Genomic DNA, 14,558 nt, shown 5'->3' with positions numbered 1-14,558 from the left:
ATGCTCAGGTAGCGTCCGAGTCGTACGGCGGAACCTCTCCCGTACCCTTGTCGCCCGTGTCTTTACGCAGGTCAGGGCGGGAGTCGCTGGGCTCTCCCTTGGTGAGGCTGGTCCGCCCGGAGGAACCGGACGAGCCGGCCGATCCGGACGAGGACGTGTCGTCATCGTGGACGTCCCCGACCGTCTTGGCCGCCTCGGTGACCTCGGCCATCTCCTTCTTGAGGTCGAAGCCGTTGCGCAGCTCCTTGATGTCCTCGTTCTCCAGGAGGTGCTTGCGGGCGAAGTTCTTGGGGTTGAGGTCCTCGAACTCGAAGTCCTTGAACTCCGGGCCGAGCTCCTTGCGGATGTCGTCCTTGGCGCTGTCGGAGAACTCCCGCACCTTGCGGATGATCCGCGCCGCGTCCTGGATCACCTTCGGCAGCTTGTCGGGGCCGAAGACGAGCACCGCGAGGATGATGAGCGTGACCAGCTCGAGGGGTCCTATATCGAAGAACACCTGTCACTCCTTGCGATGTCCACTGCGCTCTTTGTGAGACGAGGCGGGCCCGGCCGGTTCCGGGACCACCTAACGGTACCTGGCAACGATGCTGTGGCGGGAGTGCCGCGGGGCGGGCTTCGGGCCCGCGGACCCCCGCATTGCCATACGTTTACCTGTCAGCCACCGGCAGATCCCAGCGTCACGGTGACGCTGCGCTCGCTGCCGTCGCGCTCGACGTCGAGCTTCAGCTTGTCGCCGGGGCGGTGGCTGCGGACCTTGACGATCAGCTCCTCGCCGTTGTGCACGCGGTCGCCGTCCACCTTGGTGATCACGTCGCCGGGCTCGATGCCGGCGTCGTCCGCCGGGCCGTCCTTGGTGACCGGCGACTTCCCGCCGCTCTCCTGGCCGACCTTGGCGCCGTCGCCGGTGTACTTCATGTCGAGAGTGACGCCGATCACAGGGTGGGTGGCCTTGCCGGTATTGATCAGCTCCTCGGCGACCCGCTTGCCCTGATTGACGGGTATGGCGAACCCGAGCCCGATCGACCCGCCCTGCCCGCCGCCTTCACCTTCGGTGCCGTTGTCGGCACCGCGGATGGCGGAGTTGATGCCGATGACCCGCCCCTTGCCGTCCATGAGCGGACCGCCCGAATTGCCCGGATTTATGGGTGCATCGGTCTGCAGCGCATTGACGTACGAAATATCGCTCCCGTCGCCTTTCTCTCCCCCCGCGGTGATCGGGCGCTCCTTGGCGCTGATGATCCCGGAGGTGACGGTGTTGGCGAGGTCGTACGGGGCGCCGATGGCGACGACGGGGTCGCCGACGGCGACGGAGTCGGAATTACCGAGCTTCAGCGGCTTCAGCCCGGAGACGCCGTTCACCTTGATGACGGCGAGGTCGTAGCCGGAGTCGCGGCCGACGATGGTGGCCTTGCGGGACTCGCCACCGCTGAAGGTGACGGTGATGTCGCCGTCGGAGGCGCCGGGCTCGACGACGTGATTATTGGTGAGGATGTGCCCGTTGTTGTTGAGCACAAAGCCGGTCCCGGTCCCCTGCTCGCTGCTGCCCCGGGTGTGAATGGTGACGACCCCGGGCAGCGCCTTGGCCGCTATCCCGGCCACGGACTTGGGATCCCGCTTGACGGCAGCGTCATCCTCGGGCGCCTGATCAAGACTGACCTCACCGACCCCGCCATTGCGCTCGACGTACGCCCCGACGCCCCCGCCGATGCCTCCGGCGAGCACGGCGATGACGACACCGGCGACGATGGACCGCCCGCGGTGGCGGCGTGGCGGAGCGTCGTAGAGGGGGGCTTGGGGGGCGCTCCAGGGGTCGTAGCGATGCCAGGCCTGGGCGGGGGTCGGCCCGCCGCCGTGGGGGTGACCGGGGGCACCGGGGCCTTGCGGAACGCCGGAGTTGTACGGGACGCCGGGCCCTCCGGGACCGCCCGGGCCGCCCGGACCTTGCGGCCCGGGACCGTACGGACCGGGCCCTTGCGGGCTGGCGGCGTGCGGACCAGCGCCCTGCGGACCGGGGCCTTGGGTGCCTGGGCCCTGCGGACCACCGGCGTGCGGGCCGGCGCCCTGGGTGCCCGGGCCATGGGGGCCCGCGCCCTGCGGACCAGCCCCCGGCGCGCCTGCGCCATGCGGGCCCGGGTGCCCCTGCCCGGCGGGCGGAGCGTGCTGCGGGCCGCGGGGGCCGGGGATGCCGCCCTGCGCGGGCGCGGCGTAAGGATTGCCGGGTGCGGGCGGCGCGCCATCGCGGCCACCGGGGTAGCCATAACCACCCTGTCCGGAAGGACCGTTGGGGTCATCTCCGCGCTCAGGCCCGGACGGAGCACCGCCGCGCTCTCCCGGGTAGCCGTAACCGCCCTGCCCAGCGCGCTCGTTGGAGCCCGGCGCAGGCGCGGCGGCGGGGCGGTCGGTACGGGCCGCCTCGCCCCGGTCGGAAGCGGGGGCCTTGCGGCCGGCATCGCCGCCGCGGTCTGCCGGAGTGCCCTGGCCCGAGGAAGAGTTGCTGCCGGAGGTCGCGTCGGTGCGCTCCGAGGTCGGTCCGTCGCCGGGAGCCGGGCGGGGGCCCGCGCCCTCCTGAGCGTTGGCCGCACGGGCTGCGGGGGCCGGGGGTCGGGTGTCGCCGGAGGCGGGCCCGTAGGCGCCGCCAGGCTCGGCGGGGCGGCCCTGGGGAGCGCCGCCAGGCTCGGCGGGGCGGCCCTGGGGGGCGCCGCCCTGCGCGGCCAGGTTCTGGGGGGCGTCGTCCCGGGCGGGGCCGTCGCCGCTCGTTCGGCTGTTGCCCGTCGGCTCCAGCCAGCCACTCGCAGGGGCCGCGGCACCGCCCGCCCCCGCCGGGGCGCTGTCCTCCGCTACCCGCGGCAGCTCCGCGGTCGGCCGGTCGCCGCCAGGGGGACGGCCGGAGGCCGAGGCGCCACCTGGCACATCGCGGCCGGGGCTCGGGCCACCGCCCTGCACGTCGCCGCCGGGGGTTGGAGCGCCCTGCGCATCGCGGGTCGAAGCCCTCTGCTCGTCCCCGCCCGAGCCGGCCGCCCGCTCGCCGTCCTCCGCGCCCGCCCGCTGCGGCGGCACCGCATCGCGTGAACGATTCGCCGCGTCAGCGGCATCCGGGCCTTGCTCCTCGTCCTCCCCGCTCCGCCAGGAGCGAGCCGTCCTGCGCGCCTCATGGAGACTGGCCAGGTCGGCCTCGGAGTCGTGCGGGCCGCGCTCTTCGCGCTGCCACTTCGGCTTCTCCTCGTCCATGTTCTCCCCAACCAGTTCGCACGCTTCCCCAGGCTCTTGGTCGTGCCCGAGCCGGGGACGCCCCAATCGCTCACGGCCCGGCAACCGTATCGGCACCGGCCGGCCCCGCAGATTCAACCAGGTCCACGCGCCCGCCCGCACGGCCCGGCCAGCCTTGGCTTCGATGCAAAACGCACCGTGTTCCCGGAGTGAACCCCGGGTGAAGGCCCCGGCACCTGGACCGGGACGTAACGGACCGCGGTCGGACCGCGGCTAGTTGCCCGCCGCCGAGCCGCTCGTCCGCGCCCCCGGCGACAGCGGCGAGGCAACCGGCGCGAGCTGCGAGTTGGAGACGGCCGGAAGCACCGGCGTGTACGACACGGACTCCGGCGAGGCCGGGGCCGGCGCCGTATTCGGTGCCGTATAGGGATAGACCATCGTGCGCGGCCCGCGGCGCCCCTGCTCGCCCGCCTGCGCGCCGCCGCCCGGCGTCGCGCTCGGGGCCGGTGGCCCCGAGTCCGCGCCCGCACCCGAGCCCGCCGGGGTGGTGAGCCCGCCGCGGCCGCCGTCCGGCGTGCCGCTGGAGTCCACCGCCGCCTCGATCGGCAGCGCCCCGCCGAGCGCGATCGCCGCGAACGACACCGCACCGGCGGCCGCGAACGCAAAGCGACGCCCGCGCGAAGCCGAACCCGGTCGCGCTATTTCATGGATACGGAACCCCTGCCCCGCGCGCCCCATCTCCGCCGCGCGCATCTCACCGGAGCCGGCCGCCACCAGCTCCGCCGCCCGCGTGCTGGGCAGCGGGGTCAGCTCGGCGGCCGGGTCGGGGCGGAAGGGATTGCCGCCGCCGGGGGTGAGTTCGTCGTCGTCGAGGCCGGGCAGGTTCTGCAGCCGGGCCATCAGCCCGGCGGAGGGGGGCGGCGGCGCCGTGGCGGCGAACACGCTCTTCAGCTGCCGCTGTGCATCCGCCTCCGCCTTGCACTTCGGGCATGTGGCCAGGTGCGCCAGCACCCGGTCGCGGGTGTCATGACACAGCTCGCCGTCGACCAGCGCCGCGAGCCGGTCGCCCAGATGATGCTCGGCAGGCGATGACCCGCCCGACGTCGTCACGCGACTCCGCCCTCCCCTGCCACGGCGAACGCGACACGCTCCGCACGCGCCTCGGGCGAGCGGTGCTGGAGCGACTTGCGCAGGTGCGAGCGGCCGCGGTGGATGCGGCTGCGGACGGTGCCCAGCTTCACGCCGAGCGTGGCGGCGATTTCCTCGTACGACAGGCCCTCGATGTCGCACAGCACGACCGCGGCCCGGAACTCCGGCGCAAGGGTGTCCAGCGCCTGCTGGACATCGGCGTCGAAGTGGGTGTCGTTGAAGTGCTGGTGCGGGGTGGGCTCCTTGGACGGCAGCCGCTCCGCGGCGTCGTCGCCGAGCGCGTCGAAGCGGATGCGCTGCTTGCGGCGCACCGTGTCCAGGAAGAGGTTCGTGGTGATGCGGTGCAGCCAGCCCTCGAAGGTGCCCGGCGTGTACGTCGACAGGGAGCGGAAGACGCGGACGAAGACCTCCTGCGTGAGGTCCTCGGCGTCGTGCTGGTTGCCCGTCAGGCGGTAGGCGAGGCGGTAGACGCGGCCCGAGTGGGTGCTGACGATCTCCTCCCATGAAGGCGGAGTCCACCCCTGGGCCGACTTGTCGTCCACGGTGAATCGGGCCGTCTTGACGTCGGCCGCGGCGGGAGCGGAGTCGGCGGTACGGGTGCTGTCAGCGGTGTCGGTCACGGATTGTGGCTCGCCCATTAGCCTGCGGAAACGCGATCGCGTTCCGCCGAGGCTGGACGTGGCCGCACCTCCCCTTGTGGCTCTGGTGATGTCCAGTAGGCCCCCTACCATAACCACCTCGCCCGTTAGCTCCGGATAAGCTCATCTGCCCTGGTTTTTGCCGCGTCCGGCGGAGCGTAAGCCCCCGGTAAGTGTGACCCGACGAATTGCCTAACGCCCGGTCCCAGCACCAGGTTCCCGACCGCAGCGGATACAGTCACGTTCGACGTCGGACGGGGACGGGAGACTGCCATTTCTGGCAACCGGCAGGCGAACTGGTCATTCGCGGAAGGCTATGGCGCGCCGAGCGCCGGGCCGTCCGAGGGCGACCGGGGCGCGGCGAGCGAGGCGCTGCAGTGGGCGCGGGAACGGGCCCGGCTCTCCGGCGCCCGCACCGTGACCCCCGGCACCGGCGCCGCGCTGCGGCTGCTGGCCGCCACCGCCGACGCCAAGGCCGTCGCCGAGATCGGCACCGGGACCGGGGTCTCCGGCATCCATCTGCTGCAGGGCATGCGCCCGGACGGCGTGCTGACGACGGTCGACCCGGAGCCGGAGCGGCAGCAGTTCGCCCGGCAGGCGTTCCGCGCGGCGGGCTTCGCCGCGAACCGGGCGCGGATCATCGTCGGCCGCGCCATGGACGTGCTGCCGCGGCTGGCCGACGGCGGGTACGACATGGTCTTTGTCGACGGCGACCCGGCGGAGTGCCTGGACTGTCTAGCTGAATCGTTGCGCCTGCTGCGGCCCGGCGGGCTGGTGTGCTTCGAGGGCGTCTTCGCCGAGGGCCGTACGGTCGGAGCGCCCGGCGCGCAGCCGGTCGAGGTGGCGCAGCTGCGGGAGCTGCTGCGGGCCGTACGGGAGAGCACGGAGCTGCTGCCGGCGCTGCTGCCGGTAGGGGACGGGCTGCTGTGCGCCGTAAAGCGGGGCGGCGCGTAAAAAAAGAGAACCGCCCCGACCGGAATCCGGTCGGGGCAGTGTCACAGGGGGGACGAGGCTGGTGGTGTCAGCCCACGACCTTCTTCAGAGCGTCGCCGAGAGCGTCGGCCTCATCGGGCGTCAGCTCGACGACGAGCCGCCCGCCGCCCTCGAGCGGAACGCGCATGACGATGCCCCGCCCCTCCTTGGTCACCTCGAGCGGGCCATCGCCCGTCCGCGGCTTCATGGCCGCCATGCTCGTTCCCCTTCCTGAAACCAGCTCATCACACCGGTATCGAACACAGTGCTTCTCAGCCATTATCCCGCATCGCGGGCCCCGATGACCAACATCGAGGCGCATCCCTTCGGCCGTACCGGCCCTTCTTCTCCCGCAAAACCCCCCAATTCGCCGATGCGCCTGCCATACTGCGTCCTTCTCGTTACCGGGCGCGGTGATCGAACGGCTCGAAGATATGCCGTACATCACATCCCCGCGGGGCGCCTAACAGCGGCACGATGGCTCTTACGAGCCGCCGCCGACGCCGAGGAGATGCCTGATGAGCGATGCCGTGCTGTACGAGGTCGAGTCCGGTCTGGCGACCGTGACCCTGAACCGGCCGGACGCGATGAACGCGCTCAACACCGACGCGAAGGTCGCGCTGCGCGACGCCGTGCGGCGGGCGGCGGCGGATCCGGGCGTACGGGCGGTGCTGCTCACCGCGACCGGGCGGGCGTTCTGCGTGGGGCAGGACCTCAAGGAGCACGTCGCGTCGCTGTCGGCGGACCGCGAGAGCGGGGACACCCGCACCATGAGCACGGTGGCGGAGCACTACAACCCCGTCGTCGAGGCGCTCACCACGATGCCGAAGCCGGTGGTGGCGGGCGTGAACGGGGTCGCCGCGGGCGCCGGGGCCGGGCTCGCGCTCGCCGCCGACTACCGGGTGGTGGCGGACAGCGCGTCCTTCAATACGTCCTTCGCGGGCGTCGCGCTGACCGCGGACTCCGGGATGTCCTGGACGCTGCCGCGTCTTGTGGGGCACGGGCGGGCGGCTGACCTGCTCTTCTTCCCGCGCTCCGTGAAGGCGGCGGAGGCGCTGGAGCTGGGGATCGCGAATGTGGTCGTGCCGGCGGCGGAGCTCGCGGACGAGGCGGCGGCGGTGGCGCGACGGATGGCTGAGGGGCCGACCGTTGCGTACGCGGCGATCAAGGAGTCGCTGGCCTTTGCGGCCGGGCACGGGTTGCTTGAGACGCTGCAGAAGGAGGACGACCTGCAGGAGCGGGCGGGCTCGTCACAGGACCACCGGATCGCGGTGGAGGCCTTCCTTAAGAAGGAGACGCCGAAATACCTCGGGCGCTGATATGCCCGCCCACCCGCCCGTTGCTCCGCTCCGTCTCTCGGGGGCAGGCGTCCCGCTGGGCGGGACGGGTGGGCCCGGACGTTTCCGGCGGCCGCCGACGCAGCCCGCACCGCGCTACCCGTCGCGGCTTGCGCAATCCACCAGATGATCGTTCACCAAGCCGCACGCCTGCATCAGTGCGTACGCCGTCGTCGGGCCGACGAAACGCAGGCCCCTGCGCTTCAGCTCCTTTGCCAGCGCCGTGGACTCCGGCGTCACCGCCGGGACATCCGACAGCCGCTTCGGCGCCGGGCGGCCGGCCGGGTCCGGGGCGTACGACCAGATCAGCTCGTCCAGCTCGCCGGGCTGCCAGTCCGCCAGGACCTTGGCGTTCGCGAGCGTGGCGGCCACCTTCAGGCGGTTGCGGATGATGCCCTCGTCCGCCAGCAGGCGCTGCTCGTCGGCCTCGCCGAACGTCGCCACCTTCGCGATCTCGAACCCCGCGAACGCCGCGCGGAAGCCCTCGCGCCGCCGCAGGATCGTCAGCCACGACAGACCGGACTGGAAGGCCTCCAGGCTCAGCCGCTCGAAGAGCGCGTCGTCGCCGTGGACCGGGCGGCCCCACTCCTCGTCGTGGTACGCGACATAGTCCGGCGCGGACAGGCCCCACGGGCAGCGCAGCAGGCCGTCGGCGCCCGCGATCGCCTCACTCATCGCCGAACCCCTTGCCGCTGATCCCGGAGCCGCCGACCCCCGGACCGCCGAAGCCCTGGCCGCCGAAGCCCTGGCCGCCGGACGGCGGCATCGCGTCCTGCGGCGGCCCGGCCGACGGCGCCGCGCCCATCGCGGCCGACCGGGCCCCGGCCAGCTGCGACTCCAGCGCCGCGATGCGCGCCTCGCGCTCCGCGAGCTCGGCGCCGAGGCGGTCGAGGGCGTCGTCGACATCAGCCATGCGGTAGCCCCGCAGCGCCATCGGCAGCCGCAGCGCCTCCACATCCGCCCGGCCGACCGGGCGGTCGTCGGGCAGCGGATCGTACAACCGGTCGGGCTGCGGCTCCGTGAGCTCGCCGCCCCCGCCGCCGACCAGCAGCAGCGTGACGGCAGCGACCACCGCGACCATGGCGATCAGCAAGAACCAGAACACGAACGACTCCCCGATGGTCCATCGATTGTCTGCACCGATCGTGCCACGTCCCACCGACAACCCGGTTCTGGTTAGGGTCTGTGGCACAGCCACGGATACGGGTACCGGCACGAAGGAGGGGCGCCATGCTGCGCTTGGGGCGGCAGGAGTTCGCGGAGCGGGAGCCCGTGATCATGGCGATCGTGAACCGTACCCCGGACTCCTTCTACGACAAGGGCGCCACCTTCCGCGACGAGCCCGCGCTCGCCCGCGTCGAGCAGGCGGTCGCCGAAGGCGCCGCGATCATCGACATCGGCGGGGTGAAGGCCGGTCCCGGCGATGAGGTGACCACGGAGGAGGAGATCCGGCGCACCATCCCCTTCATCGCCGAGGTGCGCGAGCGCCACCCGGACGTCGTCATCAGCGTCGACACCTGGCGGCACGAGGTCGGCGAGGCCGCCTGCGAGGCGGGGGCCGACCTCCTCAATGACGCCTGGGGCGGCGTCGACCCGCGGCTCGCCGAGGTCGCCGCGCGGCGCGGGGTGGGTCTCGTGTGCACCCACGCCGGCGGCGTGCAGCCGCGCACCCGGCCGCACCGGATCGCGTACGAGGATGTGGTGGCGGACATCCTCCGCGTCACCCTCGGCCTGGCGGAGCGGGCCGTGGAGCTGGGCGTACGCCGCGACGGCATCCTCATCGACCCGGGCCACGACTTCGGCAAGAACACCCGCCACTCCCTCGAAGCCACCCGCCGCCTCGGCGAGATGACCGCCACCGGCTGGCCGGTCCTGGTCTCGCTGTCCAACAAGGACTTCGTCGGCGAGACCCTCGACAAGCCGGTCAAGGAGCGGGTCATCGGCACCCTCGCCACCACCGCCGTGTCGGCGTGGCTGGGCGCGCAGGTCTACCGCGTGCACGAGGTCGCCGAGACCCGGCAGGTCCTCGACATGGTGGCGTCCATCGCGGGCCACCGCCCGCCGGCGGTGGCCCGGCGCGGGCTGGCGTGAGACGCGTACGGCCTACACCTCGAAGCCCGTGCTGCCCTCCGCGTCCGTCTCCTTGGTCACCAGCCGCACCGCCTCACCCACGTCATCGGTCACGTGGAAGAGATCCAGGTCCTTCTCCCCCGCCTTGCCCTGCGCGATGACCGTCTTCCGCAGCCAGTCGATCAGCCCGCCCCAGTACTCCGACCCGTACAGCACGATCGGGAAGCGGGTGACCTTCCGGGTCTGCACCAGGGTGAGCGCCTCGAAGAGCTCGTCCATGGTGCCGAGCCCGCCGGGCAGCACCACGAACCCTTGCGCGTACTTCACAAAACACGTCTTCCGCACGAAAAAGTAACGGAAGTTCACGCCGAGATCGACGTACTTGTTCATCCCCTGCTCGAAGGGCAGCTCAATGCCGAGCCCGACGGACAGGCCGCCCGCCTCCAGCGCCCCCTTGTTCGCCGCCTCCATGGCCCCGGGCCCGCCACCGGTGATGACGGCGAAACCGGCGTCCACCAGCGCCTTCCCAATGGCCACCCCGGCCGCATACTCCGGCGAGTCCGCAGGCGTACGAGCCGACCCGAAGACACTGATCGCGGGCCCCACCTCGGCAAGCGCCCCGAAGCCCTCCACGAACTCGGCCTGCATCCGCAGCACCCGCCACGGATCGTCGTGGACGTACTGCGCCGACCGCTCCCTGGTGTCCAGCAGATGCTGATCCATAGTGGACCGCTGAATCCGGCTCCGCCGCCGCACGACGGGCCCGAGCCGCTGCTCCGTGACGTCTTCTCCCATGGTGCTCCTTACGACCGGTTGCTCCCGTTCAGCGTAAGCCAGGCGCGCAGGCGTGCCTCGCAGTGGAGGATCTTGGAGATGTGGGCGTGCTCGTCGCGTTTGTGGGCGTAGTTGGGGTCGCCGGGGCCGTAGTTGACCGCCGGGACGCCCAGGGCGGAGAAGCGCGCCACGTCCGTCCAGCCGTACTTCGGCTGCGGCGTGCCGCCGACCGCCTCGATGAAGGCAGCCGCGGCGGGGCGGCCGAGGCCGGGCAGCGCGCCGGGGGAGCTGTCGTCCACGACCAGGTCCTCGTACAGCCCGTCGAAGACCTGCCGCACATGCGCCAGCGCCTCGTCCTCGCCGCGGTCGGGGGCGTAGCGGAAGTTCACGGTTACGGTGCAGGCGTCCGGGATCACATTGCCGGCGACGCCGCCCTCGATGCGTACGGCATTGAGGCCCTCGCGGTATTCGAGGCCGTCGATCTCCACCCGCCGCGGCTCGTACGCCGCCAGCCGCTCCAGGATCGGCGCGGCCCCGTGGATGGCGTTGCGGCCCAGCCAGCTGCGCGCCGAGTGCGCCCGCTCCCCCGTGGTGTGCAGCAGGACGCGCAGCGTCCCCTGGCAGCCGCCCTCGATCTCGCCGCTGGACGGCTCCAGCACCACGGCGAAGTCGCCGGCCAGCCACTCGGGGTGCTTCTCCGCCAGCCGCTTCAGGCCGTTGCGCTCGGCCTCGACCTCTTCCTGGTCGTAGAAGACGAAGGTCAGGTCGCGGTTCGGCTCGGGCACGGTGGCGGCGATCCGCAGCTGTACGGCGACGCCGCTCTTCATGTCGGAGGTGCCGCAGCCCCAGAGGATGCCGTTCTCGTCGAGCCGCGACGGCACGTTGTCCGCGATCGGCACCGTGTCGAGGTGTCCGGCCAGCACCACCCGCTCACTCCGCCCTAGCGCGGTCCGGGCGACGACGGCGTCGCCGTCCCGCAGGACCTCCAGGTGCGGCAGCGCCCGCAGCGCGCTCTCGACCGCGTCGGCGAGCTCTTTCTCCTCGCCGCTCACCGAGGGGATGTCGACGAGCTGGGCGGTCACCTGGGCGGCATCGAGCGAAAGATCAAGCTGGTGCATACGGAGACGATAGCCTCCGGCTCACCCACCATGAGCCGCGCGCTACCGTACGAACGTGTCCGTACGCCACCCTCGCACCCTCATCGCGCTCGCGCTGGTGCTCGCGCTCGGCACCTACCTGGTCGTCCGCATGACCGGCGACGCAGGCCCCGCCAGCTGCGAGGTCAAGACCGCCACCGGCTCGTACGACATGGACCCCGACCAGGCCGCCAGCGCCGCCACCATCTCCGCCGTCGCCGCCTCCCGCCGGCTCCCGCTCCGCGCCGTGACCATCGCCCTCGCCACCGCGATGCAGGAGTCCGAGCTGCGCAACATCGAGCACGGCGACCGGGACTCGCTCGGCCTCTTCCAGCAGCGCCCTTCGCAGGGCTGGGGCACCACGAAGCAGATCCAGGACCCGGTCTATTCGTCCGGCCGCTTCTACGACCACCTGGTCAAGATCCCCGGCTACTCGCGGCTGCCGCTGACCGTCGCCGCCCAGCGGGTGCAGCGCAGCGGCTTCCCGCAGGCGTACGCGAAGCACGAGACCTCGGCCACGCTGCTCGCCGCCGCCTTCACCGGCCGCGAGCGGGCCGCCCTCAACTGCACTACGGGGGACGGGGAGAAGGCCGCGCCCGCGACTCCCGATCAGGTACGGGCCCAGCTGGCAAGGGAGTTCGGGAAGGATCTCGTCCCGGATCAGGAGCCGGCCGCCGCGGCGACCAGCGGTGATCCCGAGGCCGACGCGACCGTGACCGTGGCCACCGGCGCCAACAGCGCCGAGAGCGGCTGGCAGTTGGCGCACTGGGCCGTGGCGCACGCCACCATCCTGCGGCTGGAGAAGGTCACGTACGCCGGCCGGACCTGGACCGCGTCCGGCGCGGACGACGGTTGGCAGAAAAAGGGTAATTCGGGCGCGGACCGCGTACGGCTCGTTACCACTCACTAGTTCGGCCCGTCCTCCGCCCGGAGTATCCGGATCAATCAGGGTCGACGGCCGGACACCGCCCCCGCACCCCCCGAACCAGCAGCCCAACTACCCGCGAATCAGCAGGTCATGGCGCCACCCGCACCCCTCCCCCGAGATCCCCTTTGCCCGTTTTTGCGCTGAAACCGATTATGCGACGCATTACCAACTCTTTACCTTGGCGGACCGCAACCTTCCGGGAAGTCACGCGGTAGTCACGGCGTCCGCCCCGGCGGGCAACGTCGAACCAGATCCCCTCCGTCAAAGGAGCACCATGTCCCTCCCCATCTCGCGTCGGATCGCCCGGGCCGCGCTGATCGTCGCCGCTGGCGCGGCGCCCGTGATCGGCGCCGCCGGAGCTGCCTCCGCCGCCGAGCTGCCCGTCGCGGGTACCGGACTCAACGCCGTTGACCCGAGCACCGTGGGCGACACCGCCGGCACCGCGGTCGGCACCGCCACCGGCACCGCCAGCGACCTGGCGGACACCGCCACCACCGAGGTTGTGCCCGCCGGCCAGGGCGCCGTGGGCAGCGTCGTCGGCGGCGTGGCCAAGCAGGGCCTTCCGGCCGTCGGCGGCCTCGGCGGCTGACGCACCCGCACCACGCAGTAGGGGCCCAGCGAGCAAACCAGCTCGCATGGGCCCCTGCGCGCTTGCGGCTACGCCGCGGTGCTGCGGGGAATGATCCTGGGGGCTTCGCCCCCAGACCCCCACTGGGGCGCTGCCCCCGCCCCCGTTACAGCCGCGCCACCGCTGCCGCGACCCGCTCGTCCGTCGCCGTGAAGGCGACCCGTACGAACTCGGCGCCCTCCGCCCCGTAAAACTCTCCCGGAGCCACCAGAATCCCGGACTTGGCCAGCTGGCCGACCGTGTCCCAGCAGCTCTCGCCCCGCGTCGCCCACAGGTACAGCGACGCCTCGCTGTGCTCGATCGTGAAGCCCGCCGCCTCGAAGGCGCCCCGCAGGGCCGCGCGCCGGCGCGCATAGCGCTCCCGCTGCTCCGTCACATGCGTACGGTCGCCGAGCGCGGCGATCATCGCCTCCTGCACCGGCTTCGACACCATCATCCCGGTGTGCTTGCGGATGCCGAGCAGCTCCTTGATGACGGCGGGATCACCCGCCAGGAACGCCCCGCGGTAGCCCGCGAAGTTGGAGCGCTTGGAGAGCGAGTGGACCGCGATGAGGCCCTCGTGCGAGTCGCCGCAGACGTCCGGGTGCAGCACCGACACCGGGTCGACGTCCCAGCCGAGCTCGATGTAGCACTCGTCGGAGACGAGCAGGATGCCGTGCTCGCGCGCCCAGCCGACGATCCGGCGCAGCTCGTCCGCCGACAGCGTCCGGCCCGTCGGGTTCGACGGCGTATTCAGCCACAGCACCTTGACCCGGGTCGGGTCCAGATCGGTGACCGGGTCCGTGTACGGCACCGCCTCCGCGCGCGCCATCAGCGCGCCGATCTCGTACGTCGGGTAGGCGAGCCCCGGGTACGCCACCTGGTCCCCGGGTTCCAGGCCGAGCAGCGTCGGCAGCCAGCCCACCAGCTCCTTCGAGCCGATCGTCGGCAGGGTGGCGTCGGGGTCCGCGGCGACGCCGAGGCGGCCCTGCAGCCAGCCGGCGATGGCCTCGCGGAGCGCCGGGGTGCCCCAGGCCATCGGGTAGCCGGGGCTGTCGGAGGCGTCGGCCAGGGCCGTACGGATCAGCTGCGGGACCGGGTCGACGGGGGTGCCGACGGAGAGGTCGACGATGCCGTCGGGGTGTGCGGCCGCGGCGGTTTTATAGGGCTCCAGCCGGTCCCAGGGGAAGACGGGGAGGCGGGCGGAGACTGCGCGCACGGCGGCGTCCTTTCTCTGCAGCAGGTCCCCGCACGGCAGATTGCCGTACGGGGACCTGGTTGCTGTCGTCACATCAGGGTGCAGGTCACTCGTCGTGTTCCTGCGGCGGCAGTGCCGCGATGACCGGGTGGTCCTTCTCGATCAGACCGAGCTTCGAGGCACCGCCCGGGGAGCCGAGGTCGTCGAAGAACTCCACATTTGCCTTGTAGTAGTCCTTCCACTCCTCCGGAGTGTCGTCCTCGTAGAAGATCGCTTCGACCGGGCAGACCGGCTCGCAAGCCCCGCAGTCGACGCATTCGTCCGGGTGGATGTACAAGGACCGCTGGCCCTCGTAGATGCAGTCGACGGGGCACTCCTCGATGCAGGCCTTGTCCTTGAGATCGACACAAGGCTCTGCGATGACGTAGGTCACGCTGTCGTTCCTCCTCGTAACGGGCTTGGCTAGCGCCAGGGCGCGCGGGAGCGCGGCGTCGTCGATGCCCGCGTCTAGTATCTCCGTTCCCGGGTCCGGAACGAACATG

General features: G+C 72.0%; 15 protein-coding genes and 1 pseudogene. 5 read left to right on the top strand and 11 right to left on the bottom strand.

The genetic code is table 11. The features are described 5' to 3' along the window. Positions 1-4 precede the first annotated feature (4 nt). From ACNNMR_RS28930 to sigE, 4 genes and pseudogenes are all read right to left on the bottom strand, one after another. A complete protein-coding gene (locus ACNNMR_RS28930; protein ID WP_419997610.1) occupies positions 5-496 on the bottom strand; it encodes a sec-independent translocase in 492 nt (163 codons plus the stop codon). 158 nt (positions 497-654) lie between these two features. Continuing rightward, positions 655-2,208 (bottom strand): annotated as a pseudogene (locus tag ACNNMR_RS28925) (S1C family serine protease); the annotation flags it as partial. Positions 2,209-3,480: 1,272 nt separating this feature from the next. Further along, positions 3,481-4,317: an anti-sigma factor family protein gene (locus ACNNMR_RS28920; protein ID WP_419997609.1), complete on the bottom strand. Its 837-nt coding sequence runs from the start codon at positions 4,315-4,317 to the stop codon at positions 3,481-3,483. Then, a complete protein-coding gene (gene sigE, locus ACNNMR_RS28915) occupies positions 4,314-5,087 on the bottom strand; it encodes an RNA polymerase sigma factor SigE (RefSeq protein WP_419997608.1) in 774 nt (257 codons plus the stop codon). The genes ACNNMR_RS28920 and sigE overlap by 4 nt, the downstream gene beginning before the upstream one ends. Before the next feature lie 180 nt (positions 5,088-5,267). On the opposite strand from sigE, the gene ACNNMR_RS28910 reads away from it, so the two are divergent. Next, positions 5,268-5,948, top strand: coding sequence for an O-methyltransferase (locus tag ACNNMR_RS28910; protein WP_420000513.1), 681 nt, complete (start codon positions 5,268-5,270; stop codon positions 5,946-5,948). Positions 5,949-6,015: 67 nt separating this feature from the next. Here ACNNMR_RS28910 and ACNNMR_RS28905 read toward each other — a convergent pair whose 3' ends face one another. Next, entirely contained in the window at positions 6,016-6,183 is a 168-nt protein-coding gene (locus tag ACNNMR_RS28905; RefSeq protein WP_003966491.1) for a DUF3117 domain-containing protein, read from the bottom strand. A 301-nt stretch (positions 6,184-6,484) separates the two neighbouring features. Between ACNNMR_RS28905 and ACNNMR_RS28900 the strand changes: the two genes are divergently transcribed. Then, entirely contained in the window at positions 6,485-7,285 is an 801-nt protein-coding gene (locus ACNNMR_RS28900; protein ID WP_419997607.1) for an enoyl-CoA hydratase/isomerase family protein, read from the top strand. 114 nt (positions 7,286-7,399) lie between these two features. Here ACNNMR_RS28900 and ACNNMR_RS28895 read toward each other — a convergent pair whose 3' ends face one another. After that, positions 7,400-7,978, bottom strand: coding sequence for a DNA-3-methyladenine glycosylase I (locus tag ACNNMR_RS28895; RefSeq protein WP_419997606.1), 579 nt, complete (start codon positions 7,976-7,978; stop codon positions 7,400-7,402). Continuing rightward, the gene (locus tag ACNNMR_RS28890) at positions 7,971-8,408 is read right to left on the bottom strand and encodes a DivIVA domain-containing protein (RefSeq protein WP_419997605.1); all 438 of its coding nucleotides are present in this window, start codon (positions 8,406-8,408) and stop codon (positions 7,971-7,973) included. Before ACNNMR_RS28890 ends, ACNNMR_RS28895 begins: the two co-directional genes overlap by 8 nt. A 125-nt stretch (positions 8,409-8,533) precedes the next feature. Here ACNNMR_RS28890 and folP point away from each other — a divergent pair, with 125 nt between their 5' ends. Then, a complete protein-coding gene (gene folP, locus ACNNMR_RS28885; RefSeq protein WP_419997604.1) occupies positions 8,534-9,394 on the top strand; it encodes a dihydropteroate synthase in 861 nt (286 codons plus the stop codon). A 12-nt stretch (positions 9,395-9,406) separates the two neighbouring features. Here folP and ACNNMR_RS28880 read toward each other — a convergent pair whose 3' ends face one another. Continuing rightward, entirely contained in the window at positions 9,407-10,168 is a 762-nt protein-coding gene (locus ACNNMR_RS28880) for a TIGR00730 family Rossman fold protein (RefSeq protein WP_419997603.1), read from the bottom strand. 8 nt (positions 10,169-10,176) lie between these two features. Next, positions 10,177-11,265 (bottom strand): succinyl-diaminopimelate desuccinylase, encoded by a 1,089-nt coding sequence (gene dapE, locus ACNNMR_RS28875; RefSeq protein ID WP_419997602.1) that lies wholly within the window; start codon positions 11,263-11,265, stop codon positions 10,177-10,179. 130 nt (positions 11,266-11,395) lie between these two features. Between dapE and ACNNMR_RS28870 the strand changes: the two genes are divergently transcribed. Together ACNNMR_RS28870 and ACNNMR_RS28865 are read left to right on the top strand one after the other, a co-directional pair. Beyond that, positions 11,396-12,193, top strand: coding sequence for a hypothetical protein (locus ACNNMR_RS28870; RefSeq protein ID WP_420000512.1), 798 nt, complete (start codon positions 11,396-11,398; stop codon positions 12,191-12,193). A gap of 292 nt (positions 12,194-12,485) precedes the next feature. Then, positions 12,486-12,800: an ATP-binding protein gene (locus ACNNMR_RS28865; protein WP_419997601.1), complete on the top strand. Its 315-nt coding sequence runs from the start codon at positions 12,486-12,488 to the stop codon at positions 12,798-12,800. Between the two features lie 145 nt (positions 12,801-12,945). Here the strand turns inward: ACNNMR_RS28865 and dapC are convergent, their stop codons facing one another. Together dapC and fdxA are read right to left on the bottom strand one after the other, a co-directional pair. Next, on the bottom strand, positions 12,946-14,037 hold the full coding sequence (gene dapC, locus ACNNMR_RS28860) for a succinyldiaminopimelate transaminase (RefSeq protein WP_419997600.1): 1,092 nt from the start codon (positions 14,035-14,037) through the stop codon (positions 12,946-12,948). Between the two features lie 85 nt (positions 14,038-14,122). Then, on the bottom strand, positions 14,123-14,449 hold the full coding sequence (gene fdxA / locus ACNNMR_RS28855) for a ferredoxin (RefSeq protein WP_165238354.1): 327 nt from the start codon (positions 14,447-14,449) through the stop codon (positions 14,123-14,125). Between the last annotated feature and the right edge of the window lie 109 nt (positions 14,450-14,558).

It is taken from the genome of Streptomyces boninensis (genome assembly GCF_048572725.1).
Classification (GTDB): domain Bacteria; phylum Actinomycetota; class Actinomycetes; order Streptomycetales; family Streptomycetaceae; genus Streptomyces; species Streptomyces boninensis.
The sequence above is the reverse complement of the archived record's forward strand: the minus strand, read 5'-3'. Positions and strand labels throughout refer to the sequence as shown.

Excerpts from the sequence above, each read along its gene's own strand:
- sigE (WP_419997608.1), bottom strand. The coding sequence starts at position 5,087 with ATGGTAGGGGGCCTACTGGACATCACCAGAGCCACAAGGGGAGGTGCG.
- ACNNMR_RS28905 (WP_003966491.1), bottom strand. The coding sequence starts at position 6,183 with ATGGCGGCCATGAAGCCGCGGACGGGCGATGGCCCGCTCGAGGTGACC.
- ACNNMR_RS28900 (WP_419997607.1), top strand. The coding sequence starts at position 6,485 with ATGAGCGATGCCGTGCTGTACGAGGTCGAGTCCGGTCTGGCGACCGTG.
- ACNNMR_RS28895 (WP_419997606.1), bottom strand. The coding sequence starts at position 7,978 with ATGAGTGAGGCGATCGCGGGCGCCGACGGCCTGCTGCGCTGCCCGTGG.
- folP (WP_419997604.1), top strand. The coding sequence starts at position 8,534 with ATGCTGCGCTTGGGGCGGCAGGAGTTCGCGGAGCGGGAGCCCGTGATC.
- ACNNMR_RS28880 (WP_419997603.1), bottom strand. The coding sequence starts at position 10,168 with ATGGGAGAAGACGTCACGGAGCAGCGGCTCGGGCCCGTCGTGCGGCGG.
- dapE (WP_419997602.1), bottom strand. The coding sequence starts at position 11,265 with ATGCACCAGCTTGATCTTTCGCTCGATGCCGCCCAGGTGACCGCCCAG.
- ACNNMR_RS28870 (WP_420000512.1), top strand. The coding sequence starts at position 11,396 with ATGACCGGCGACGCAGGCCCCGCCAGCTGCGAGGTCAAGACCGCCACC.
- ACNNMR_RS28865 (WP_419997601.1), top strand. The coding sequence starts at position 12,486 with ATGTCCCTCCCCATCTCGCGTCGGATCGCCCGGGCCGCGCTGATCGTC.